Source organism: Pantoea dispersa (assembly GCF_035783935.1).
Lineage (GTDB): Bacteria > Pseudomonadota > Gammaproteobacteria > Enterobacterales > Enterobacteriaceae > Pantoea > Pantoea dispersa_C.
The window spans coordinates 182005-204143 of record NZ_JALKOV010000004.1 but is presented as its reverse complement, the minus strand read 5'-3'; the positions used below and the strand labels follow the sequence as shown (position 1 = coordinate 204143).

Below are 22139 nucleotides of genomic sequence, written 5' to 3'. Positions count from 1 at the left end.
GAACATTCTTACGTGGGGCGCTAAACCATCGCGCGCCCCGCTCATCAATCGTTAAATCACCAACATCAGCGCCAGCACCACCACGGCACCGACGCTCATCGACGCGATATACCAGCGCAGATAGCCGTTCTCGCTCACGATCAGACCTTTGTTACCAATGCGCGACAGCAGCGCTGGCAGGTTCATCAGGGAGTTGAGCGGATCGCGCTTCAGCAGCCAGGCGATGCCAAGGTACGGTTTAACAAACACCTTGTCGTACAGCCAGTCGAAGCCCCAGGCCGCGAACCACCAGGTGCCGAAGAAACGGCCCGGTGCGCTGTTGGCAACGCGGGTGACCAGCTGGCGTTTGCCCAGCCACAGCGCGGCGGCAATCAGAATGCCGACAATCGCCACGGCGCCCGAGGTGATTTCCAGCGCCACTTTGCCGGTTTCACCAAACTCGTTCTGCGGCAGCACGCCCGCCAGCGGAGGCGTAATCAGCGCGCCAACGAAGGTCGAGAGCACCAGCAGCACAATCAGCGGCAGGTGATGTGTAATGCCTTTACCGGCGTGCGCATGAATTTTCTCTTCGCCGTGGAACACGATGAAGATCATGCGGAAGGTGTAGATTGAAGTAAGGAATGCACCCACCAGACCGGCGACCATCAGATTGATGTGACCGTTTGCCAGCGCACCGAACAGAATCTCGTCCTTACTGTAGAAGCCGGCGGTAATCAGCGGCAGCGCGGCCAGCGCAGCACCGCCCACCAGGAAGCAGACGTACACCAGCGGAATGCTCTTACGCAGGCCGCCCATTTTGAAAATGTTCTGCTCGTGGTGACAGGCCAGAATCACGGAACCGGAAGAGAGGAACAGCAGCGCCTTAAAGAACGCATGAGTCATCAGGTGGAAAATTGCGGCGTCCCACGCCTGTACGCCCAGCGCCAGGAACATGTAGCCGATCTGACTCATGGTGGAGTAAGCCAGCACGCGTTTGATGTCGGTCTGCACCAGCGCGGCGAAGCCCGCCAGCACCAGGGTAATCGCACCAATGATACCGACCAGATGCAGCACTTCCGGCGTCAGCAGGAACAGACCGTGGGTGCGGGCAATCAGATAGACGCCTGCGGTCACCATGGTGGCGGCGTGGATCAGCGCGGAGACCGGCGTCGGACCGGCCATCGCATCGGCCAGCCACGTCTGCAGCGGCAGCTGCGCCGATTTACCTACGGCACCGCCCAGCAGCATCAGCGTTGCCCACTGCAGCATATGGTTGTCTGCCGCGAAGTGCGCCGGGGCCAGCTCCATCAGCTCACGGAAGTTCAGCGTACCCAGCTCGTTGTAGAGAATGAACAACGCAAAGGCGAGCAACACGTCACCGACACGGGTGATGATGAAGGCTTTCATCGCCGCCTTGCCGTTTTCCGGATTGCTGTAGTAGAAGCCAATCAGCAGGTAGGAACACAGCCCTACCCCTTCCCAGCCGAGGTACATCAGCATCAGGTTATCGGCCAGCACCAGCACCACCATGCTCGCGATGAACAGGTTGGTGTAAGCGAAGAAGCGTGAATAGCCCTCTTCACCGCGCATGTACCAGGAAGCGAACATATGGATAAAGAAGCCGACGCCGGTCACCACCGACAGCATGGTCAGCGACAGACCGTCCAGCACCAGGTTCACTTTGATGTCAAAGTTACCGACGTGCATCCAGGTCCACAGCGCCTGGGTAAACGGCTGCTGACCCTGGCTGAAGAAATCCATGCCAACAAATACGGTGGTCAGCGCCGCAAGGCCTACTGAACCCATCCCCACCGCAGCCGACAGGTTCTCCGACCAGCGACCACGGGAAAACGCCAATAGCAGGAAGCCAATCAGCGGAAATAATACGGTTAAATAGAGAAGATTCATCCGCGCATCTCGCTCACTGTGTCAATGTTCAGCGTCTGACGACGACGATAGAGCTGGAGCAGCAGCGCCAGACCAATACTGGCTTCCGCCGCCGCGAGGCTGATTGCCAGGATATACATCACCTGACCGTCGGCTTGTCCCCAGTAGCTGCCTGCCACCACCAGCGCCAGCGCCGCGGCGTTGATCATGATCTCCAGACCAATCAGCATAAACAGCAGGTTGCGGCGCAGTACCAGCGAGGTCAGGCCGAGAACAAACAGCACAGCAGCCAGAATCAGGCCGTGTTGTAACGGGATCATGCGTGCTCCTCCTTATTGGCCGCCGCGTCTGACACGCGGTTGCTCAGCACTTCGCCCTGACGATCTTCACGTCCGATATGGAACGCCACCACCAGACCCGCCAGCAGCAGCATTGACGCCAGCTCAACCGCCAGAACATACGGGCCGAACAGACTGATACCCACCGCTTTGGCATCGATGACGGTGCCATCAATACCCTGGTCGGTCGCGGTCATAATGGCGTAGATCATCACCACCAGCAGCAGCAGCGAGACAATACCCGGGCCGATCCACAGCGACGGCTTCAGCCATTCACGCTCCTGATCCTGCTGGGTTTTGCCGAGGTTAAGCATCATCACCACGAACACGAACAGCACCATGATAGCGCCGGCGTAAACGATGATCTCCAGCGCACCCGCAAAGTAGGCACCCATGGAGAAGAACACGCCGGCAATCGACAGCAGCGAAACAATCAGGTACAGCAGCGCATGTACCGGATTGGTGTGAGTGATGACGCGCAATGTCGTCAGCACCGCCACCAGTCCGCAAAGATAAAACGCAAATTCCATACCTGGCTCCTTAAGGTAATAAGCCTTTGACGTCGATCGGTTTGGCTTCGTTTTCCGCGTCGCCTTTGTCTTTACCGTCGATCGCCATACCTGCCATGCGGTAGAAGTTGTACTCCGGGTATTTGCCCGGACCGGAAATCAGCAGGTCCTCTTTCTCGTACACCAGATCCTGGCGCTTGAACTCACCGAGTTCGAAATCCGGCGTCAGCTGAATCGCGGTGGTCGGACAGGCTTCTTCACACAAACCACAGAAGATGCAGCGCGAGAAGTTGATGCGGAAAAATTCCGGATACCAGCGGCCATCCTGCATCTCCGCTTTCTGCAGCGAAATGCAGCCGACCGGGCAGGCAACGGCGCACAGGTTACAGGCTACGCAGCGCTCTTCGCCGTCCGGATCGCGCGTCAGCACGATACGGCCACGGTAGCGCGGCGGCAGATAAACCGGCTCTTCCGGATACATCTGGGTTTCGCGTTTGGCGAAGGCATGCATGCCAATCATCCAGATACTGCGCACTGTCGTGCCGAAGCCAACGACAATATCTTTTAAAGTCATCTCAAAACCCCTTACTGCGCGTTGTACAGAATCACTGCGGCAGTGGCCAGCAGGTTCAATAACGTCAACGGCAGACATACTTTCCAGCCGAACGACAGCACCTGGTCATAGCGTGGACGCGGCAGCGCAGCACGAATCAGGATAAACATCACCATAAAGAACGCCGTTTTCAGGGCGAACCAGATGAACGGCGGCAGGAACGGACCGTGCCAGCCACCGAAGAACAGGGTGACGATCAGCGCCGAAACGGTAGTAATGGCCACGTACTCACCGACAAAGAACAGGCCGAACTTCATCCCGGCATATTCGATGTGGTAACCGTCGGCCAGTTCCTGTTCCGCTTCCGGCTGGTCAAACGGATGACGGTGGCACACCGCGACGCCGGCAATACAGAAGGTCACGAAGCCAAAGAACTGCGGGATGATGTTCCACAGGTGCGTCTGGCTCTCAACGATGGCGTTCAGGTTAAAGGAACCCGCCTGCGCCACCACGCCCATCAGCGACAGGCCAAGGAACACTTCGTAGCTCAGGGTCTGCGCGGAGGCACGCATTGCACCGAGCAGCGAGTATTTGTTGTTACTCGACCAGCCTGCGAACAGTACGGCGTATACCGCCAGACCCGCCATCATCAGGAAGAACAGCAGACCGATGTTCAGGTCGGTGACCATCCAGCTCGGCGAAACCGGCACAATCGCAAACGCCAGCAGCAGCGAAACGAAGGCGATGACCGGTGCCAGGGTAAAGATGAAGCGATCGGTAAACGGCGGAACCCAGTCCTCTTTGAAGAACATTTTGATCATGTCCGCCGCCAGCTGCAGCGAGCCGCCCCAGCCTACGCGGTTTGGTCCATAACGGTTCTGCCACAGGCCGAGCAGACGACGCTCGGCAAAGCTCATGAAGGCACCACAGGCCACCACCACCAGCAGGATCACAATGGCTTTTACCACCTGCAGGATGATGTCAATAACGTCCGGTGTCAGCCAGCTCATTGCGCTGCCTCCTGCAGTTTGTCAATTTGCGCACCCGCGAGGAATGGCGGTACGCCCGGCATGCCGAGCGGCAGACCCACCTGCCCCGCCTGCAGTGCTGCAGAGAAGCGCACCGGCAGACGCAGCGTTTCACCGGCGCAAACCAGCTCCACGGACGCACCGTTATTAACACCCAGCTTCTCAGCATCTGCCGGGTTGATCACCAGCGTGGCTGGCGCCATGCGTTTCTGGAAGGTTGGCGAACGCTGAGTCATCTCTTCACTACCGAACAGCTGATAGTAAGGTGCCACGCGATACTGGCTGCCACCCACGAAGCGTTCCGGGACCTGGCTGAACCAGTCCAGTGCGCCTGCGCTGGCTTCAAACAGACGTACGCCCGGATCGCCATGACGCAGTTTACCGCCCACTTCCGCCTGGAACTTGTTCCACGCCTGCGGTGAGTTCCAGCCTGGTGCCCAGGCAAAAGGAATCTGCGAACGCGGTGCCGACGGCTGGTTGTTACCTTCCATTGAGAAGGCAAACATGGTGTCTTTGTCCTGCGGCTGACGCGGTTCATGCACGCTGATGTTGGCGCGCGCGGCGGTGCGGCCACTGGCACGATGCGGAGAACGCGCAAGTTTCTGACCACGGATACGGAAGCTGGCGTCCGGCGCCGCATCTTTGATCCCTTTCAGCTGCGGCAGTGCCACAATCGCGGCATCAATCACGTGATCGAGCTGCGTCCAGTCAATCTGGCGGCTCTCGACGGCGCTGTGCAGCGAATGCAGCCAGCGCCAGCTCTCCAGCATCACCACGCTCTCGTCGTAATAGGCCGGATCGTAAACCTGGAAGAAGCGCTGGGCGCGACCTTCATGGTTGATCGAGGTGCCGTCGCTCTCAGCAAAGCTGGCGGTGGAGAGCACCAGACCGGCTTTCTCCAGCGTGGCCGTGCGTTGATGATCAACCACAATCACGTGCGCGGTATTGTGTAGCGCTGCATCAACGGTGGCTTTCGGCGCGTGACGGTAGAGATCGTTCTCCAGTACCACCAGCGCTTCCGCTTCGCCTTTATCCAGTTGCTCCAGCGCGCTGTCCAGCGACTGGCCGCCCATCAGTCCCAGACCGAAGCTGTTGGCCGCACCGGCGAGGAAGGTAATACCGACGTCGGCACCGCGCGCTTTCAGCGCTTTGGCCACGTTGGCTGCCGCTTCAATCATTGCCGTGCTGCCCGAGTGGGTGCCGGAAATGATCAGCGGTTTTTTCGCGCCGGCCAGCGCCTGCACCACCACGTCCAGCTTGCCGTTCAGGCTGCTGTCAAAATCACTCACCGCCGGTGCGCTGTCATCCAGTGCGTGGGCGATGGCGAAGCCCAGGCGAGCCTGATCTTCCACCGGTGCGCGATAGCTCCACGCGGCGATGTCGTCGAGACGGGTTTCATCAACGTTAGTGACAAACAGCGGATGTTTGGCGTGCTGACCAATGTTAAGGATGGCGGCGATCTGCCAGTCCGCCACTTTCTGGGCGGCGGCCATTTCGCGCGCTTTGCCTTTAACGGCCTGACGCACCGACAGTGCCACGCGGGCACCGACCTGAGTCAGGTCTTCACCCAGCACCAGCACGGCGTCATAGCTTTCAATTTCACGCAGCGACGGCGTGTAGATGCCGCCCTGCTGCAGCACTTTCAGCATCAGCTCAACCCGCGCCTGCTCAGCAGCCGGCATACCGGTTGAGAAGTTTTCCGCGCCCACCAGTTCACGCAGCGCGAAGTTGCTTTCAATACTGGCGCGTGGTGAACCGATCCCGATCACTTTCTTCGCCTGACGCAGGATATCCGCCGCGGCATTAACCGCCTGCTCTGCGTTCAGTGTGATACGGTCGCTGCCGCGCAGCTGCTCCGGATGACGCGGACGATCTTTACGGTTCACGTAGCCATAGCCGAAACGGCCACGGTCGCACAGGAAGTAGTGGTTCACCGAGCCGTTGTAGCGGTTTTCGATACGGCGCAGTTCGCCATAGCGCTCGCCCGGGCTGGTGTTACAGCCCACGCTGCACTGCTGGCAGATGCTCGGCGCAAACTGCATATCCCACTTACGGTTATAGCGTTCAGAGTGGGTTTTATCGGTGAACACGCCGGTCGGGCAGATTTCTACCAGGTTACCGGAGAATTCGCTCTCCAGCGTGCCATCTTCCGGACGGCCAAAGTAGACGTTGTCATGCGCGCCGTACACGCCGAGATCTTTGCCATCGGCGTAATCTTTGTAGTAGCGCACGCAGCGGTAACAGGCGATACAGCGGTTCATCTCATGCGAGATAAACGGACCGAGATCCTGATTCTGGTGGGTACGTTTGGTAAAACGGTAGCGACGGAAGCTGTGTCCCGTCATTACCGTCATATCCTGCAGGTGACAGTTACCGCCCTCTTCGCACACCGGACAGTCGTGCGGGTGGTTGGTCATCAGCCACTCCACCACGCTTTCACGAAACTCTTTCGCTTCGCCATCGTCGATGGAGATAAAAGTGCCGTCAGACGCAGGCGTCATACAGGACATGACGAGGCGACCACGGGTATCTTCGGCATTCTGGAATTGCTTCACCGCACACTGGCGGCAGGCTCCCACGCTTCCCAGCGCCGGATGCCAGCAAAAATAAGGAATATCAAGGCCCAGAGACAGACACGCCTGCAGCAGGTTGTCCGCTCCGTTCACATCATATTCTTTACCGTCTACATGGATTGTAGCCATAGTGAACATGCTTCCGTAAGGCTCGTCCGCGGACGAGCGTTAAACATCTAATTCTTGCCCGCAGCCTTCAGGCCCGGGCGATTCCGTGTACGACGGCGGCTTACCAGCGCGCTTTCAGCAGGTTAGGCTGAATCCCGCCAATGGCGCGGGTATTGCCAAACACCTGCGGCGCAATGCCAGCTTCAAACTCGTCACGGAAATATTTAATCGCGCTCTGCAATGGCTCGACGGCACCCGGTGCGTGGGCACAGAAGGTTTTGCCTGGGCCGAGCTGGCGGCACAGCTGCAGCAGGGTTTCGATATCTCCCGGCTGGCCTTTTTTCTGCTCCAGCGCACGCAGGATCTTCACGCTCCACGGCAGACCGTCGCGGCACGGCGTACACCAGCCGCACGACTCACGCGCAAAGAACTCTTCCAGGTTACGCACCAGCGACACCATATTGATTTCGTGGTCGACCGCCATCGCCAGCGCGGTACCCAGACGGCTGCCGGCTTTGCCGATGCTGGCAAACTCCATCGGCAGGTCGAGGTGCTGCTCGGTCAGGAAGTCGGTACCGGCCCCGCCTGGCTGCCAGGCTTTGAACTTCAGGCCATCGCGCATACCGCCGGCATAATCTTCGAGGATTTCACGCGCGGTGGTGCCAAACGGCAGTTCCCACACGCCCGGATTTTTCACCCGGCCGGAGAAGCCCATCATCTTGGTGCCGGTGTCTTCGCTGCTGGAGATGTTCTTGTACCACTCCACGCCATTCAGGAAGATCGCTGGCACGTTGGACAGCGTTTCAACGTTGTTGACGCAGGTCGGTTTGCCCCAGACGCCGGCACTGGCCGGGAACGGCGGCTTGGAACGCGGGTTAGCGCGGCGCCCTTCCAGCGAGTTGATCAGCGCGGTCTCTTCACCACAGATGTAGCGACCGGCACCGGTGTGAACGAACAGTTCGAAATCAAAGCCGGTACCGAGAATGTTTTTGCCGAGGTAGCCCGCGGCAGTGGCTTCGGCGATGGCACGCCGCAGGTTTTCCGCGGCTTCGATGTATTCACCGCGCAGGAAGATGTAACCACGGTAGGCTTTCAGCGCAAACGCACTGATCAGCATGCCTTCCACCAGCTGGTGCGGCAATTGCTCCATCAGCAGGCGGTCTTTATAAGTGCCTGGCTCCATCTCATCGGCGTTACACAGCAGGTAACGGATGTTCATGGATTCATCTTTCGGCATCAGACTCCACTTCAGGCCGGTGCTGAAACCTGCACCGCCGCGCCCTTTCAGGCCGGAATCTTTCACCGCAGCGACGATCTCGTCCTGGCTCATGCCTTTTAGCGCTTTATCGGCGCCAACGTAGCCGTTTTTATTGCGGTATTCATCAAACCACACCGGCTGTTTGTCGTCGCGCAGACGCCAGGTCAGCGGATGGGTTTCCGCAGTACGAATGATCTGTTTAATGGTCATTGATACTGCTCCAGCAGGTTAGCAATGCCTTCCGGCGTCAGATGAACGTGCGTGTCTTCATCCACCATCATGGTCGGGCCTTTGTCACAGTTGCCGAGGCAGCAGGTTGGCAGCAGCGTAAAGCGGCCATCTGCGGTGGTTTGTCCCGGCTTAATGTTCAGGTTCTGCTCCAGCGCCGCCTGAATGCCCTGGTAACCGGTGATGTGGCACACTACGCTGTCGCAATAGCGGATCACATGGCGGCCAACCGGCGTACGGTAAATCTGGCTGTAAAACGTTGCCACACCTTCTACGTCGCTGGCCGGGATGCCCAGCACCTCAGCAATCGCGTTAATCGCGCCGTCCGGCACCCAGCCGCGCTGCTTCTGCACGATCTTCAGCGCTTCAATTGAGGCTGCGCGCGCATCTTCGTAGTGATGTTTCTCATGCTCAATAGCGTGGTGCTCGGCCTCGCTCAGCACAAAGACCTCATTCGGGTCGATGGTTTGAATGGCAATTTTTTGATCGTGCATAATTAGCGGTCCACGTCTGACATAACAAAATCGATACTACCGAGGTACACGATCAGGTCGGATACCAGGCTGCCGCGAATCACCGAAGGGATCTGCTGCAGATGCGGGAAGCTCGGCGTACGCACGCGGGTGCGGTAGCTCATGGTGCTGCCATCGCTGGTCAGGTAGTAGCTGTTGATCCCTTTGGTCGCCTCAATCATCTGGAACGATTCGTTGGCCGGCATTACCGGGCCCCATGAAACCTGCAGGAAGTGGGTGATCAGGGTTTCAATGTGCTGCAGCGTGCGCTCTTTCGGTGGCGGCGTGGTCAGCGGATGATCGGCCTTGAACGGACCTTCCGGCATGTTTTTCAGGCACTGCTCCAGGATACGCAGCGACTGCCACATCTCTTCCATCTTCAGCTGCACGCGGGTGTAAGCGTCGCTGATGCCCGCGCCGACCGGTACCTCAAAGTCGAAGTTTTCATAGCCGGAGTAAGGACGCCATTTACGCACGTCGAAGTCCAGACCGGTGGCGCGCAGACCGGCACCGGTGGTGCCCCACGCCAGCGCTTCGTCCATGTTATAGGCGGCCACGCCCTGCGAACGGCCCATCAGCACGGTGTTGCGCAGCGCGGCTTTGTCGTACTCTTTCAGACGCTTCGGCATCCAGTCGAGGAACTCACGCAGCAGACGCTCCCAGCCTTTCGGCAGGTCGTGCGCCACACCGCCGATGCGGAACCACGCCGGGTGCATACGGAAACCGGTGATCGCTTCCACCACGTCATAGATTTTCTGACGGTCGGTAAAGGCAAAGAACACCGGCGTCATGGCACCGACGTCCTGAATAAAGGTGGAGATGTACAGCAGGTGGCTGTTGATACGGAACAGCTCAGACAGCATCACGCGAATCACATTGACGCGATCCGGCACGCTGATGCCCGCCAGCTTTTCCACCGCCAGCACGTAGGGCATTTCGTTCACGCAGCCGCCGAGGTATTCGATACGGTCGGTGTACGGAATGTAGCTGTGCCAGGACTGACGCTCACCCATCTTCTCCGCACCACGGTGGTGATAGCCCACGTCCGGCACGCAGTCGACAATCTCTTCACCATCCAGCTGCAGAATGATGCGGAACGCACCGTGCGCTGAAGGGTGGTTCGGGCCGAGGTTGAGGAACATGAAGTCCTCATTGGTGGTGCCACGCTTCATGCCCCAGTCTTCCGGCTTGAAGGTCAGTGACTCCATCTCCAGATCTTCTTTCTGCTTAGTCAGCGTGAAAGGATCGAACTCGGTGGCGCGCGCCGGGTAATCTTTACGCAGCGGGTGCCCTTCCCAGGTCTGCGGCATCATGATGCGCGTCAGGTGCGGGTGACCGTTGAAGGTGATACCGAACATCTCCCAGGTTTCGCGCTCGTACCAGTTGGCGTTGGCGAAAATTTTGGTGATGGTGGGCACATTCAGATCGTTTTCAGACAGCGCCACCTTGAGCATGATATCGCGATTGCGTTCAATCGACAGCAGGTGATAGAAAACGGAAAAATCCGCGGCGGGCAGACCGGCGCGGTGGGTGCGTAAACGCTCGTCGAAACCGTGCAGGTCATACAGCATGACGTACGGCTTCGGCAGCTTACGCAGGAATTCAATGATTTCCAGCAGCTGTTCACGCTTCACCCAGACGACCGGAATACCGGTGCGGGTGGCCTGAACGGTAAAGGCATCCGGCCCAAAACGGTTACGCAGCTCGCCGATCACCGGATCATCCAGGTGATCCCGGGTTTGCCATGCAGGCTGAGCGAGATCTTGCGTGGTTAAATCTGTCATACGTTACTCACCATTCCGGCCTGTAATCAGGCACTCAAAAGAAGGCGTCAGGATGGCGGCACACACTACGTTGTCATTATCTGCTGCGGCCGTGGCTCCATCCGTGTACGGGGTGCTTAAACTTCGTCTGGGGTTCTCAGGTTGGTGACGGCAATACGCTCACCACGCTTTCTTTCACGCTCAGACTGCATATTGGCGCGATACACGCCCTGATCGCCAACCACCCACGAGAGCGGACGGCGCTCTTTACCGATCGACTCACGCAGCAGCAACAGCGCCTGCATGTAAGCCTCCGGACGTGGCGGGCAACCCGGGATGTATACGTCAACCGGCAGGAATTTATCCACGCCCTGCACCACCGAATAGATGTCATACATGCCGCCGGAGTTAGCGCAGGCACCCATCGAAATCACCCATTTTGGCTCCAGCATCTGGTCATACAAACGCTGAATCACCGGCGCCATTTTGGTAAACGGCGTACCGGCGATCACCATAAAGTCGGCCTGACGTGGCGAGGCGCGCATCACTTCCGCACCGAAACGTGCCACATCATGCACGGCGGTGAATGACGTGGTCATTTCCACGTAGCAACAGGAAAGGCCGAAGTTATACGGCCAGAGAGAGTTTTTACGACCCCAGTTCACCATGTCATGCAGGGCGTGTTCGAGCTTGCCCATGTAGACGCTGCGATGAACGTGCTGCTCCAGAGGATCGGTAACAATCTCCTGTTTCTGCAGGGGATAACGGTCGTTATCGCCCCCGTTCGGGTCTACGCGTGTCAGCGTGTAGTCCATCTTATTGCCTCGCTTTTACTGCTTATGAGGGTTGGTGTGACTGTGGCTGACCGGGCTTGATTTGACGACTACGCGACGACGCGCAGGCGCCCAATCCAGCGCACCGATGCGCACCAGATAAACCAGGCCTGCCAGGAGCACCAAAATGAAAATTGCGGCTTCGACAAAGCCGACCCAGCCGCTTTCGCGGATGGAGGTCGACCATGCGTATAGATAGAGGGCTTCGACGTCGAAAATGACGAAAAACATCGCAACCAGATAGAATTTCGCCGAGAGGCGGATGTGGGTATCACCAACGGATTCAATACCGGATTCGAACGGCGTGTCTTTGTGGCGCGCACGCGCACGTCCACCTAACAACCAGCCACCGGTTAACATAAAGGCACACAGGCCAAACGCGATAACAATGAAAACAATAAACGCCCAGTGATGAGCGATGACTTCTGTGGTTGTTGACATACTCTTTGCTTACTCATCAAAAGTGGCGATGGCATCCTGCACTGTCGCAGCAAACACACCACATCGATTCAAGGGAAGGATAAAAAACCTTATAAACTTTGCTGTCTTTATCAATTAAGCAGCAATTTTATGGGGTTTTTTACTCCTTTCTATAACCTTTTGTCAACTTTGACAAAAGTATCCAAACATTAATTTACACCCGCATCATATTATTAACATATGTACCCCTGAGCGCCAGCTAAATCGCTTCAGTTTGTACGGTTAATTTCAGTGTAGCGGGAATTCACATGCATGGATCGTGCGTTTAACAATCATAGTTTGACAGGTCTTGCGCGGATTTCCCCCCCCTTATCGGGGGTATTTTTTTGATCCAGAACACATATTGACGTTTTTTGCTGGAAAAAACGGCAGCTGGCAGCGCGACAGGCGGAGATAAAGTTGGCACGAAATGATAAATAAATTCCGCGCAGGATGAAAATGAAACACATTTCACTTTTCAGGAAGTTAGTGAAATTATCTGGTGCGAATCGTGCTAAAAAAGCGAAAGTAATAGCGATAAAAAAAGCCTTAGCTGATTTTCATCAGGCTAAGGCTCTTTTCTCTAACTTTTAACAATTATCGGGCATGCCGGTTGCGAACGATTACCCGTAATGGTCAACCTTACTCTTCATCATCCAGCAGCAGCGTACCGTCCGGATTCGCGCTCAGGTTGTAAGGATCGTTAGTGGACTGCATCGCGTTGAAGATGGCCAGTGCCAGCTCGTTATCGCTGTCCGGATTGCGGCACAACAGATATTGCGTGTCCGGCAGCACCGGCAGACCTTCTGCTGCACCCATTACGCGCAGCTCCGGGCTCATCATCTCCACCGGACGTGCGGTGACGCCCAGACCGGCTTTCACCGCCGCACGAACGGCGGCCAGTGTGGAAGCCACGTACGAGATACGCCACGGAATGCCTGCTTCGTTGAGGTGATCGATCGCCATGTCACGGTACGGGCTTGGCTCATCCAGCAGAACCAGTGGAATCGCTTCACCGCGCTGGAAGATGTAATCCGCCGCGCAGTACCACAGCGTTGGCGAGGTACGCAGCACCTGATAGGTAAAGTTGCCCGGACTGGACGTCGTCACCACCAGATCCACTTCGCCCTGGTTCAGCATCTCCATCATAAACGGATTGCGCTTCACGCGGACATCGATTGCCAGCTTCGGATACACCGACGTTACGCGGTTAAGCAGGAACGGCAGAATGGTATCGGAGGTATCATCAGAGGCGCCGATTGTCAGCACACCCTGGATATTGCTGTACATTAACGAGGTGCAGGCTTCATCGTTGAAACGCAGGATCTTCCTGGCATATCCAAGCAACTGAATGCCATGCTCAGTCAGCAATTTGTTACGTCCATGTCTGGCAAACAGCTCTTTACCTACCAATTGTTCCAGACGTTGCATCTGCTGGCTTACGGCTGATTGCGTTCTGCATACTGCTGCAGCGGCTGCTGCAAAGGTATTCAGGTCAGCAACGGCAACAAAAGTACGCAGCAGATCGAGGTCGAGATTCAGTATCGGACGATTTGCATTAGTCATGTTATTTCTTCACTTATAAGATTTTTTGAAACTACTACCCTGGTGTATTACCAGACTTATCAGGGAGATAAGTGGTAATGGTGCTTAATGTTCGCCCTGTGTGAAGGCGCTCATGAAAAAATCGTGTCAGGCGGATGCCGACGAACACGTCGCCGCAAAGCGGGCAACGGCGTCGTAAAAGACAGAACAACTTCTGGGCCAAAGACGTCAGTAGAACGTTGCTGGAAGCTGTGTAGTTGCCTGGTTTCCCGCCGAAAGGGCCTGCGGGGCAAAAAAGGAATAACATCTTGTTATGCTGATGCGAGCGATAAAGTGCATCAAATAATAAATTATACTTAATCATTTTTACGCTATAAATGGAAATGTTTTTGTTCAAAACATCGTAATTTTTGACCAAAAGCCATTTCCGGCACATCCTGCCACACTGCTGGCTGTTTTTTAACCCGCCTGTTTCTTAAACTTAATGATAAGCGTTAAAGTGACAGCGTAAATGCCATTTAAGCCGGTTTCGTCCGCTTTTTTTCCCTGCTGGCGCGGTCTGGTTCCGGCCCCTTTGCACGGCGAACATCAGCAACGATCGCCGCCTGTCAGATAGTGCTTAATTATCTCTGCACATTTTTTCGGCATCCAACAAGATTCCTTTAACTATTTCATCAAGTCGCTAACCATTCTCCAGGCCAGAGTTAAATGAAAAATTGCTGAATAGCCCTGCACGGCGCTGGATTGCGCCGTTTACAGGCGGTAGCGCCAGCACAAGTTTTTAATCCTGAATTCAGCCATCTTAATAGATTATTAAACCAGTTTTCATCATTAAAAATGCGTTTCGCGCCAGCGAATCCGGCAAACCCTGGCTATCACGCCAAAACCCAGCGCTACCCTTCTTTTGTTACGGTGAGAGGAGTAAATTGAGCAGGTTTGATTTTAGTGGCAGGTTAAAAGGACTCTGCCCATAAAGGCGGTAACGATGAATTTTCAAATTGATAAATCCGGCAAGCTGGAAAATGTCTGTTACGACATCCGTGGCCCGGTACTGAAAGAAGCTAAACGTCTCGAAGAAGAAGGCAACAAAGTTCTCAAACTCAACATCGGCAACCCTGCCCCGTTTGGTTTTGAAGCTCCTGATGAAATCCTGGTCGACGTGATTCGTAACCTGCCGAGCGCACAAGGCTATTGCGACTCAAAGGGACTCTATTCAGCCCGTAAAGCGATCATGCAACACTACCAGGCACGCGAGATGCGCGACGTCACGGTAGAAGATATCTATATCGGTAACGGCGTCTCGGAACTGATCGTGCAGGCGATGCAGGCGCTGCTGAACAGCGGCGATGAGATGCTGGTGCCCGCGCCAGATTATCCGCTGTGGACGGCGGCGGTTTCGCTGTCGAGCGGCAAAGCGGTGCACTATCTGTGTGACGAATCCGCGGGCTGGTTCCCGGACCTGGATGATATCCGCAGCAAAATCACGCCGCGCACCCGCGGAATCGTGATTATCAACCCCAATAACCCGACCGGTGCGGTGTACAGCAAAGAGCTGCTGCTGGAGATTGTTGAAATCGCCCGCCAGCATAATCTGATCATCTTCGCCGACGAGATCTACGACAAGATTCTGTATGACGAAGCCCAGCACCATTCGATTGCCGCACTGGCGCCGGATCTGCTGACCGTGACCTTCAACGGACTGTCCAAAACTTACCGCGTGGCGGGATTCCGCCAGGGCTGGATGGTGCTGAACGGACCGAAAAAGCACGCCAAAGGCTACATTGAAGGTCTGGAGATGCTGGCATCAATGCGTCTGTGCGCCAACGTGCCGGCGCAGCACGCGATTCAGACCGCGCTGGGCGGCTATCAAAGCATCAGCGAGTTTATCGCGCCGGGCGGACGGTTGTACGAGCAGCGTCAGCGCGCCTGGGAACTGATCAACGACATTCCCGGCGTCAGCTGCGTCAAGCCGCAGGGCGCGCTCTATATGTTCCCGCGCATTGATGCGAAAAAATTCAACATCATGGATGATCAGAAAATGGTGCTGGATTTTCTGCTGCAGGAAAAAGTGCTGCTGGTCCAGGGCACCGCTTTCAACTGGCCGTGGCCAGATCACGTGCGCATCGTTACCCTGCCGCGCGTCGACGATCTGGAGATGGCGGTTAACAAGTTTGGCCGTTTCCTGCAAGGCTATCGCCAGTAATCTGTGACGCGTATACTGTTTAACTTTCGGGGAGCCGCACAGCTCCCCGCCGTGCAACAGGAACCGTTCATGACCCGTAGCCACTTTTTCGCCCATCTCTCTCGCCTGAAACTCATCAACCGCTGGCCGCTGATGCGCAATGTGCGCACGGAAAACGTCTCCGAGCACAGTCTGCAGGTGGCGATGGTGGCGCACGCGCTGGCCATCATCAAAAACAAAAAGTTTAACGGTAACCTGAATGCCGATCGCATCGCCATGCTGGCGCTGTATCACGATGCCAGCGAAGTGCTGACCGGCGATCTGCCCACGCCAGTGAAGTATTACAACGCGCAGATTGCTCACGAATACAAAAAGATCGAAAAGATTGCTCAGCACAAGCTGATTGAGATGCTGCCGCCCGAGTTGCAGGATGCGTATCGTCCGCTGCTGGATGAGCACCTGCACAGCGAAAGCGAACAGGCGGTGGTGAAGCAGGCCGATGCGCTGTGCGCCTACCTCAAGTGCCTTGAAGAGTTGTCGGCAGGCAACAACGAGTTTCTGCTGGCCAAAGCCCGCCTGGAAAAGACGCTGGCACAGCGGCGATCGCCGGAGATGGACTACTTCGTTGAAGTCTTCATCCCCAGCTTCAGCCTGTCGCTGGATGAAATTTCCCAGGACACGCCGCTCTGACCTTTGCTGCTCAGCGCAGGCTGTTTCAGGCGCTGATCGTCACGCTGAAGTAGCCGTCCGGCTGTGGACTGATGTGCAGCGGCTGCAGATTCTTCACCTGCAGCGCCACTTCACTCAGGCGTGGCGCATCGGCCGGTGGATTGACCGCCACCACCGCGCTGCCCGCTTCCAGCCCGGCGATAATGCCGGCCGGCGCGTCTTCCACCACCACGCATTCTGTCGCAGAAAGTCCGAGCCGTTCAGCGCCCAGCAGATAGGGTTCAGGATGGGGCTTGCCGAGTTTGATGTTCTCAGCGGTGATGAAGACTTCCGGCAGCGGTAAACCGCCCGCCTTGTGGCGCGCGTGCGCCACCGGGATCGACCCCGAGGTGACAATCGCCCAGGGAATGCTGAGCGCGTTTAACGTCGCCAGCAGCGCCTGCGCGCCGGCAATCGCCTGTACGCCCGCCGTGTCTTCTGCTTCCAGCTGCTCCAGCCAGCGGAACTCGGCCTGAATCGCCGCTTCAGGCTGGCCCGCCATAAAGTGACGCAGCGAGTTGATGGCCGGTTTGCCGTGAATGTAATCCAGCACCTGCTCTGCGGCTAATCCGTGGCGCTGGCCCCAGCGTGACCAGGCGCGATTCACGGCCGGCAGGGAATCCACCAGCGTCCCGTCTAAATCAAACAGAAAACCCCTGTACTTCACACGTCGCTCCTTATTCAGGCATTGAGGATTTGCGCGATCTCATTCTCGCTGAGGTGATACTGACGCGGACAAGTGTGCCACACCGCCAGCATGCGTTGGTATTTTTCCCACATTGGAGTTTGCGCATTGAAGCCATGGGTGCCGGAATCGAAATGGGTATAGCGCCCTTCCACGTTAACCATGAAGCGCACATAACCGAGGTAACGCGCTTCGGTGGCTGCGTCAAAGCCGAGAAACGCCAGGCGGCGTTCTTCGATATTGCACGGCGCTTTATGATTGGACCATGACACATGCAGCGCATGATGCATCTCCATGATGTCGATCAGCGTGCGGCAGGTTGCTTCGCTCAGCTCGCCGAACTCTTTGTCCAGTTCGCGCAGCTGCAGGCCGTAGCCGCGTTCAATGATGGTCTGATAGCGGCGATAGCGCTCGGCGTTATCCGGCTCAAGCATCGCCATCATCTGGTATTGATTAGAAAGAATCAGTCGCTGTGCGTGGGTCATTTCCATGGTTTACTCCCGGGCCGTAAAGCCGCTTAAGATTTAAACAATGCAGAAATGATTACATAACGAAAGCGATGCGTGTATGTCCGCATCACTATTCTTTGATTTGAACCGGGATCTGGCGCAATTTCTCTGGCAGGGAAATGCGCCTGTCGATCAAAGATCGTCGAGGAAGGTACGATCGAGCTGCTTAAAGGCGCGTTTCAGCACATCCGCCAGCGCCTGATAAGTGGGTTTGCCATCTACCGGCGCAATCGCCTGGCCAGCCTCTTCCAGTTTGGCGCGCACCTCATGGAACCAGTGCAGCAGCGTGGGCGGCAGCGGCGTAACCGAGCGCTTGCCCAGCCACCACAATCCCTGCATTGGCAGGCTGCAGGCAAACAGCGCGGTGGCAATCGCCGGACCGAGCTGACCGCCCAGCGCGATTTGCCACGTCAGGGTAAAAATGGCCAGCGGCGGCATAAAGCGAATCGCAAAGCGGGTTGCCGTGACCACACGGTTCTCAGGAAACACCGGCGCCAGACGTTTGTCGGCGGGCCAGGTTTTCATGTAGTGCTGGCCGCGCTGAAATAAGCCGAACCAGCCTGGATTGCCTGCGTCATTCGCCATGTTAGACCTCAACTAATACTGCAATATTTAAAAAAATTTTATAACTACACAACTTTACGTGACATCCTTCAAAAGATTTTGTCTTTGCGGGTCACAGTGGGTATTCTGACGCCGTTTTAGCAACATTACCGGAAGCTAAAGCTCAATAAAAGAGCGCGCTGGAGCCATGTTTCGCTTCGTGGATTTAAAAAATCTGCGTAAAATTACCGAAATTTTTTGCGTGTCGTTTCTTTTTTGACTAGCGCATGATGTTAATCATTAATCTACCAGCTTTCATAGGCTACGCTGTTAGTCTGATTGCGTTATTTTTAGCCACTATTTAACAAAATAGGTACTTCCATGTCGACGAAGTTAGTACTGGTCCTCAACTGCGGCAGCTCCTCTCTCAAGTTTGCCATTCTCAATCCAGCCAGCGGTGACGAATACCTTTCCGGTCTGGCGGAGTGCTTCCACCTGCCGGAAGCGCGCATCAAGTGGAAACTGGAAGGCAGCAAACAGGAAGCCCCGCTCGGCGCGGGTGCCGCGCACAGCGAAGCGCTCAACTTCATCGTTAAAACTATTCTGGCACAAAAACCAGAGCTTTCGGCACAAATCGCTGCAATCGGTCATCGTATCGTTCACGGCGGCGAGCAGCTGACGCAATCGGTAGTGATTGACGAGTCCGTGATTCAGGGCATCAAAGACGCCTCTTCGTTCGCGCCGCTGCACAATCCGGCACACCTGATCGGTATCGACGAAGCCATGAAAAACTTCCCGCACCTGTCGGATAAAAATGTCGCCGTTTTCGACACCGCATTCCATCAGACTATGCCGGAAGAGTCCTATCTCTATGCCCTGCCATACAATCTGTATAAAGAGCACGGCGTGCGTCGCTACGGCGCCCACGGCACCAGCCACTACTATGTGACGCAGGAAGCCGCCAAAATGCTGAACAAGCCGGTCAGCGAGCTGAACATCATCACCTGCCATCTCGGCAACGGCGGTTCTGTTGCGGCCATCCGTAACGGTCAGTGCGTGGATACTTCGATGGGCCTGACGCCGCTGGAAGGCCTGGTAATGGGCACCCGCAGCGGTGACATCGATCCGGCCATCGTCTTCTTCCTGCACGATACGCTGGGCATGAGCGTCGATGCGATCAACAAACTGCTGACCAAAGAGTCCGGCCTGCTCGGCCTGACCGAAGTCACCAGCGACTGCCGCTACGTGGAAGATAACTACGCCACCAAAGACGATGCCAAACGTGCGATGGATGTGTTCTGTCACCGCCTGGCGAAGTACATCGGCAGCTACACCGCGCTGATGGAAGGCCGTCTGGATGCGGTGGTGTTCACCGGCGGTATCGGTGAAAACGCCGCGATGGTGCGTGAGCTGGCGCTGGGTAAACTGGCTCTGCTTGGCTTCGAAGTGGACCACGAGCGCAACCTGGCCGCACGCTTCGGCAAATCCGGCTTTATCAATAAAGAGGGCACCCGCCCGGCGGTGGTGATTCCGACCAATGAAGAGTGGGTCATCGCCCAGGACGCCGCGCGCCTCACCGCGTAATGTTTCTCACCGTCAGCTTCGGCTGACGGTGTTGTTTTTGACACCCTGTAACACCGCGAGGTTTCTATAGTGTCACGTACAATTATGCTTATTCCTACCGGCACCAGCGTCGGCCTGACCAGCGTCAGCCTTGGCGTGATTCGTGCCATGGAGCGCAAAGGCGTACGCCTGAGCGTATTCAAACCGATCGCCCAGCCGCGCGCTGGCGGCGATGCGCCGGACCAGACCACCACCATCATTCGCAAAAACTCCGCGATTCCGGCTGCGGTTCCGCTGCCGATGTCCCGCGTTGAGTCGCTGCTGGGTTCCAACCAGCAGGATGTACTGATGGAAGAGATCATCGCCAACTACCACGCCAACGCCAAAGATGCGGAAGTGGTGCTGGTCGAAGGTCTGGTTCCGACGCGCAAACATCAGTTTGCCTCGGCGCTCAATTATGAAATTGCCAAAACGCTGAACGCGGAAATCGTCTTCGTCATGTCGCTGGGTAACGACTCGCCGGCACAGCTGAAAGAGCGTATCGAACTGACGCAGAGCAGCTTCGGCGGCAGCAAAAACAAAAACATCACCGGCGTCATCATCAACAAACTCAACGCACCAGTGGATGAGCAGGGCCGTACCCGTCCGGATCTGTCAGAGATTTTCGACGACTCCTCGAAAGCCAGCATCGCCAACATCGATCCTAAGCAGCTGTTCGCCAACAGCCCGCTGCCGGTGCTGGGCTGTGTGCCGTGGAGCTTTGATCTGATCGCGACGCGCGCCATTGATATGTGCCGCCATCTCAACGCGGAGATCATCAACGAAGGTGAAATCCACACCCGTCGCGTCAAATCCGTCACCTTCTGCGCGCGCAGCATTCCGCATATGCTGGAGCACTTCCGTCCGGGCTCGCTGCTGGTGACCTCCGCCGACCGTCCTGACGTGTTAGTGGCGGCCTGTCTGGCGGCAATGAACGGCATCGAAATTGGTGCGGTGTTGCTGACCGGCGGCTATCAGATTGAAGCGCCGATTGCCCGCCTGTGCGAACGCGCCTTCCAGACCGGTCTGCCGGTGTTCATGGTGAAAACCAACACCTGGCAAACCTCCCTCAGCCTGCAGAGCTTTAACCTCGAAGTGCCGGCTGACGACACGCAGCGCATTGAAAAAGTGCAGGAGTACGTGGCCGGCTTTATCAATGCCGACTGGGTTGAATCGCTGACCGCGACGTCCGAACGCAGCCGCCGTCTGTCACCGCCGGCATTCCGTTACCAGCTCACCGAGCTGGCGCGTAAAGCTGGCAAACGCATCGTGCTGCCGGAAGGCGACGAACCGCGTACCGTTAAAGCGGCGGCGATTTGTGCCGAGCGCGGCATCGCCACCTGTGTGCTGCTGGGTAATCCGGATGAGATTCAGCGCGTGGCCGCAGCGCAGGGCGTTGAGCTCGGCAAAGGCATCGAAATTGTCGATCCGCAGGTAGTGCGTGATAACTACGTGCCGCGCCTGGTTGAGCTGCGTAAGAGCAAAGGCATGACCGAAGTGGTGGCGCAGGAGCAGCTGGAAGATAACGTGGTGCTGGGCACCATGATGCTGGAAAGCGGCGAAGTTGACGGTCTGGTCTCGGGCGCAGTTCATACCACCGCCAACACCATTCGTCCGCCGTTGCAGCTGATCAAAACCGCGCCGAACAGCTCGCTGGTCTCCTCGGTGTTCTTCATGCTGCTGCCAGAGCAGGTGCTGGTATACGGTGACTGCGCCATCAACCCGGATCCGAATCCGGAGCAGCTGGCCGAGATCGCGATTCAGTCCGCCGACTCTGCCAAAGCCTTCGGCATCGATCCACGCGTGGCGATGATCTCCTACTCTACCGGTAACTCCGGTGCCGGTAGCGACGTCGAGAAAGTGCGTGAAGCAACGCGCATTGCGCAGGAAAAACGTCCGGATCTGGTGATCGATGGCCCGCTGCAGTACGACGCCGCGATCATGGAAGACGTCGCCAAGTCTAAAGCGCCGAACTCGGCGGTGGCCGGACGCGCGACGGTGTTTATCTTCCCGGATCTCAACACCGGTAACACCACATATAAAGCGGTGCAGCGTTCAGCCGACCTGATCTCCATCGGGCCGATGCTGCAGGGCATGCGCAAACCGGTTAACGACCTGTCACGCGGCGCGCTGGTCGACGATATCGTCTATACCATCGCACTGACGGCCATCCAGTCACAGCAGGCTGAAGGCTAATCCCCTTCCCTGCCTGTTGAACAGCACGCCCGTCCGGGCGTGCTTTTTTTTATCCTGCGCCTCAACCCTGCCCGTATAAACGCACTGGCAAAATCCCGCCTGCGCGCTAACACTGATTACACTCTCCCGCGACTTACGAGG

The 22139-nt window shown here is 56.7% G+C and carries 20 protein-coding genes; 5 read left to right on the top strand and 15 right to left on the bottom strand.

Going from position 1 to position 22139, the window contains the following annotated elements; genetic code table 11:
- Nucleotides 1-51: 51 nt before the first annotated feature.
- The 11 genes from nuoL to MXF20_RS10260 form a co-directional block, all read right to left on the bottom strand.
- Nucleotides 52-1887: an NADH-quinone oxidoreductase subunit L gene (gene nuoL, locus MXF20_RS10310; protein WP_325969168.1), complete on the bottom strand. Its 1836-nt coding sequence runs from the start codon at nucleotides 1885-1887 to the stop codon at nucleotides 52-54.
- Complete coding sequence (nuoK, locus tag MXF20_RS10305; protein WP_013509877.1) at nucleotides 1884-2186, bottom strand: NADH-quinone oxidoreductase subunit NuoK; 303 nt, start codon at nucleotides 2184-2186, stop codon at nucleotides 1884-1886. Before nuoK ends, nuoL begins: the two co-directional genes overlap by 4 nt.
- The gene (gene nuoJ, locus MXF20_RS10300; RefSeq protein WP_010616082.1) at nucleotides 2183-2734 is read right to left on the bottom strand and encodes an NADH-quinone oxidoreductase subunit J; all 552 of its coding nucleotides are present in this window, start codon (nucleotides 2732-2734) and stop codon (nucleotides 2183-2185) included. Before nuoJ ends, nuoK begins: the two co-directional genes overlap by 4 nt.
- A 10-nt stretch (nucleotides 2735-2744) precedes the next feature.
- A complete protein-coding gene (gene nuoI, locus MXF20_RS10295) occupies nucleotides 2745-3287 on the bottom strand; it encodes an NADH-quinone oxidoreductase subunit NuoI (RefSeq protein ID WP_021509220.1) in 543 nt (180 codons plus the stop codon).
- Nucleotides 3288-3298: 11 nt separating this feature from the next.
- Nucleotides 3299-4276: an NADH-quinone oxidoreductase subunit NuoH gene (nuoH, locus tag MXF20_RS10290; protein WP_021509219.1), complete on the bottom strand. Its 978-nt coding sequence runs from the start codon at nucleotides 4274-4276 to the stop codon at nucleotides 3299-3301.
- Nucleotides 4273-6996 (bottom strand): NADH-quinone oxidoreductase subunit NuoG, encoded by a 2724-nt coding sequence (gene nuoG, locus MXF20_RS10285; RefSeq protein ID WP_325969167.1) that lies wholly within the window; start codon nucleotides 6994-6996, stop codon nucleotides 4273-4275. The genes nuoH and nuoG overlap by 4 nt, the downstream gene beginning before the upstream one ends.
- Nucleotides 6997-7096: 100 nt before the next feature.
- The gene (nuoF, locus tag MXF20_RS10280) at nucleotides 7097-8437 is read right to left on the bottom strand and encodes an NADH-quinone oxidoreductase subunit NuoF (protein ID WP_325969452.1); all 1341 of its coding nucleotides are present in this window, start codon (nucleotides 8435-8437) and stop codon (nucleotides 7097-7099) included.
- A 2-nt stretch (nucleotides 8438-8439) separates the two neighbouring features.
- Nucleotides 8440-8955, bottom strand: a complete 516-nt coding sequence (gene nuoE / locus MXF20_RS10275) for an NADH-quinone oxidoreductase subunit NuoE (protein ID WP_325969165.1) — start codon at nucleotides 8953-8955, stop codon at nucleotides 8440-8442.
- 2 nt (nucleotides 8956-8957) lie between these two features.
- The gene (gene nuoC, locus MXF20_RS10270; RefSeq protein ID WP_325969163.1) at nucleotides 8958-10757 is read right to left on the bottom strand and encodes an NADH-quinone oxidoreductase subunit C/D; all 1800 of its coding nucleotides are present in this window, start codon (nucleotides 10755-10757) and stop codon (nucleotides 8958-8960) included.
- Nucleotides 10758-10873: 116 nt separating this feature from the next.
- Nucleotides 10874-11551 (bottom strand): NuoB/complex I 20 kDa subunit family protein, encoded by a 678-nt coding sequence (locus MXF20_RS10265; RefSeq protein WP_021509214.1) that lies wholly within the window; start codon nucleotides 11549-11551, stop codon nucleotides 10874-10876.
- 15 nt (nucleotides 11552-11566) lie between these two features.
- The gene (locus tag MXF20_RS10260; protein ID WP_021509213.1) at nucleotides 11567-12010 is read right to left on the bottom strand and encodes an NADH-quinone oxidoreductase subunit A; all 444 of its coding nucleotides are present in this window, start codon (nucleotides 12008-12010) and stop codon (nucleotides 11567-11569) included.
- Between the two features lie 477 nt (nucleotides 12011-12487).
- Between MXF20_RS10260 and MXF20_RS10255 the strand changes: the two genes are divergently transcribed.
- Nucleotides 12488-12622: a hypothetical protein gene (locus tag MXF20_RS10255; protein ID WP_325969162.1), complete on the top strand. Its 135-nt coding sequence runs from the start codon at nucleotides 12488-12490 to the stop codon at nucleotides 12620-12622.
- Between the two features lie 48 nt (nucleotides 12623-12670).
- Here MXF20_RS10255 and lrhA read toward each other — a convergent pair whose 3' ends face one another.
- A complete protein-coding gene (gene lrhA / locus MXF20_RS10250) occupies nucleotides 12671-13594 on the bottom strand; it encodes a transcriptional regulator LrhA (RefSeq protein ID WP_021509211.1) in 924 nt (307 codons plus the stop codon).
- A 964-nt stretch (nucleotides 13595-14558) separates the two neighbouring features.
- Here lrhA and MXF20_RS10245 point away from each other — a divergent pair.
- Nucleotides 14559-15776, top strand: coding sequence for a pyridoxal phosphate-dependent aminotransferase (locus MXF20_RS10245; protein WP_325969161.1), 1218 nt, complete (start codon nucleotides 14559-14561; stop codon nucleotides 15774-15776).
- 69 nt (nucleotides 15777-15845) lie between these two features.
- Nucleotides 15846-16445: a 5'-deoxynucleotidase gene (yfbR, locus tag MXF20_RS10240; RefSeq protein ID WP_021509207.1), complete on the top strand. Its 600-nt coding sequence runs from the start codon at nucleotides 15846-15848 to the stop codon at nucleotides 16443-16445.
- A gap of 25 nt (nucleotides 16446-16470) precedes the next feature.
- Here the strand turns inward: yfbR and MXF20_RS10235 are convergent, their stop codons facing one another.
- From MXF20_RS10235 to yfbV, 3 genes are all read right to left on the bottom strand, one after another.
- Nucleotides 16471-17130 (bottom strand): sugar phosphatase, encoded by a 660-nt coding sequence (locus MXF20_RS10235; protein ID WP_325969160.1) that lies wholly within the window; start codon nucleotides 17128-17130, stop codon nucleotides 16471-16473.
- Nucleotides 17131-17144: 14 nt separating this feature from the next.
- Entirely contained in the window at nucleotides 17145-17639 is a 495-nt protein-coding gene (locus MXF20_RS10230) for a YfbU family protein (protein WP_021509205.1), read from the bottom strand.
- Nucleotides 17640-17789: 150 nt separating this feature from the next.
- A complete protein-coding gene (gene yfbV, locus MXF20_RS10225) occupies nucleotides 17790-18242 on the bottom strand; it encodes a terminus macrodomain insulation protein YfbV (RefSeq protein ID WP_021509204.1) in 453 nt (150 codons plus the stop codon).
- A 339-nt stretch (nucleotides 18243-18581) separates the two neighbouring features.
- Between yfbV and ackA the strand changes: the two genes are divergently transcribed.
- On the top strand, nucleotides 18582-19784 hold the full coding sequence (gene ackA, locus MXF20_RS10220) for an acetate kinase (protein ID WP_325969159.1): 1203 nt from the start codon (nucleotides 18582-18584) through the stop codon (nucleotides 19782-19784).
- A gap of 69 nt (nucleotides 19785-19853) precedes the next feature.
- Complete coding sequence (gene pta, locus MXF20_RS10215) at nucleotides 19854-21998, top strand: phosphate acetyltransferase (RefSeq protein ID WP_176428128.1); 2145 nt, start codon at nucleotides 19854-19856, stop codon at nucleotides 21996-21998.
- Nucleotides 21999-22139 lie beyond the last annotated feature (141 nt).

Bases quoted from the DNA above. Each gene is read 5' to 3' on its own strand.
- MXF20_RS10260 (WP_021509213.1), bottom strand. From the start codon at position 12,010: ATGTCAACAACCACAGAAGTCATCGCTCATCACTGGGCGTTTATTGTT.
- nuoL (WP_325969168.1), bottom strand. From the start codon at position 1,887: ATGAATCTTCTCTATTTAACCGTATTATTTCCGCTGATTGGCTTCCTG.
- nuoE (WP_325969165.1), bottom strand. From the start codon at position 8,955: ATGCACGATCAAAAAATTGCCATTCAAACCATCGACCCGAATGAGGTC.
- nuoC (WP_325969163.1), bottom strand. From the start codon at position 10,757: ATGACAGATTTAACCACGCAAGATCTCGCTCAGCCTGCATGGCAAACC.
- nuoK (WP_013509877.1), bottom strand. From the start codon at position 2,186: ATGATCCCGTTACAACACGGCCTGATTCTGGCTGCTGTGCTGTTTGTT.
- nuoG (WP_325969167.1), bottom strand. From the start codon at position 6,996: ATGGCTACAATCCATGTAGACGGTAAAGAATATGATGTGAACGGAGCG.
- yfbV (WP_021509204.1), bottom strand. From the start codon at position 18,242: ATGGCGAATGACGCAGGCAATCCAGGCTGGTTCGGCTTATTTCAGCGC.
- nuoI (WP_021509220.1), bottom strand. From the start codon at position 3,287: ATGACTTTAAAAGATATTGTCGTTGGCTTCGGCACGACAGTGCGCAGT.
- lrhA (WP_021509211.1), bottom strand. From the start codon at position 13,594: ATGACTAATGCAAATCGTCCGATACTGAATCTCGACCTCGATCTGCTG.
- MXF20_RS10230 (WP_021509205.1), bottom strand. From the start codon at position 17,639: ATGGAAATGACCCACGCACAGCGACTGATTCTTTCTAATCAATACCAG.
- ackA (WP_325969159.1), top strand. From the start codon at position 18,582: ATGTCGACGAAGTTAGTACTGGTCCTCAACTGCGGCAGCTCCTCTCTC.
- MXF20_RS10265 (WP_021509214.1), bottom strand. From the start codon at position 11,551: ATGGACTACACGCTGACACGCGTAGACCCGAACGGGGGCGATAACGAC.
- nuoJ (WP_010616082.1), bottom strand. From the start codon at position 2,734: ATGGAATTTGCGTTTTATCTTTGCGGACTGGTGGCGGTGCTGACGACA.
- nuoH (WP_021509219.1), bottom strand. From the start codon at position 4,276: ATGAGCTGGCTGACACCGGACGTTATTGACATCATCCTGCAGGTGGTA.
- yfbR (WP_021509207.1), top strand. From the start codon at position 15,846: ATGACCCGTAGCCACTTTTTCGCCCATCTCTCTCGCCTGAAACTCATC.
- MXF20_RS10255 (WP_325969162.1), top strand. From the start codon at position 12,488: ATGAAACACATTTCACTTTTCAGGAAGTTAGTGAAATTATCTGGTGCG.
- MXF20_RS10245 (WP_325969161.1), top strand. From the start codon at position 14,559: ATGAATTTTCAAATTGATAAATCCGGCAAGCTGGAAAATGTCTGTTAC.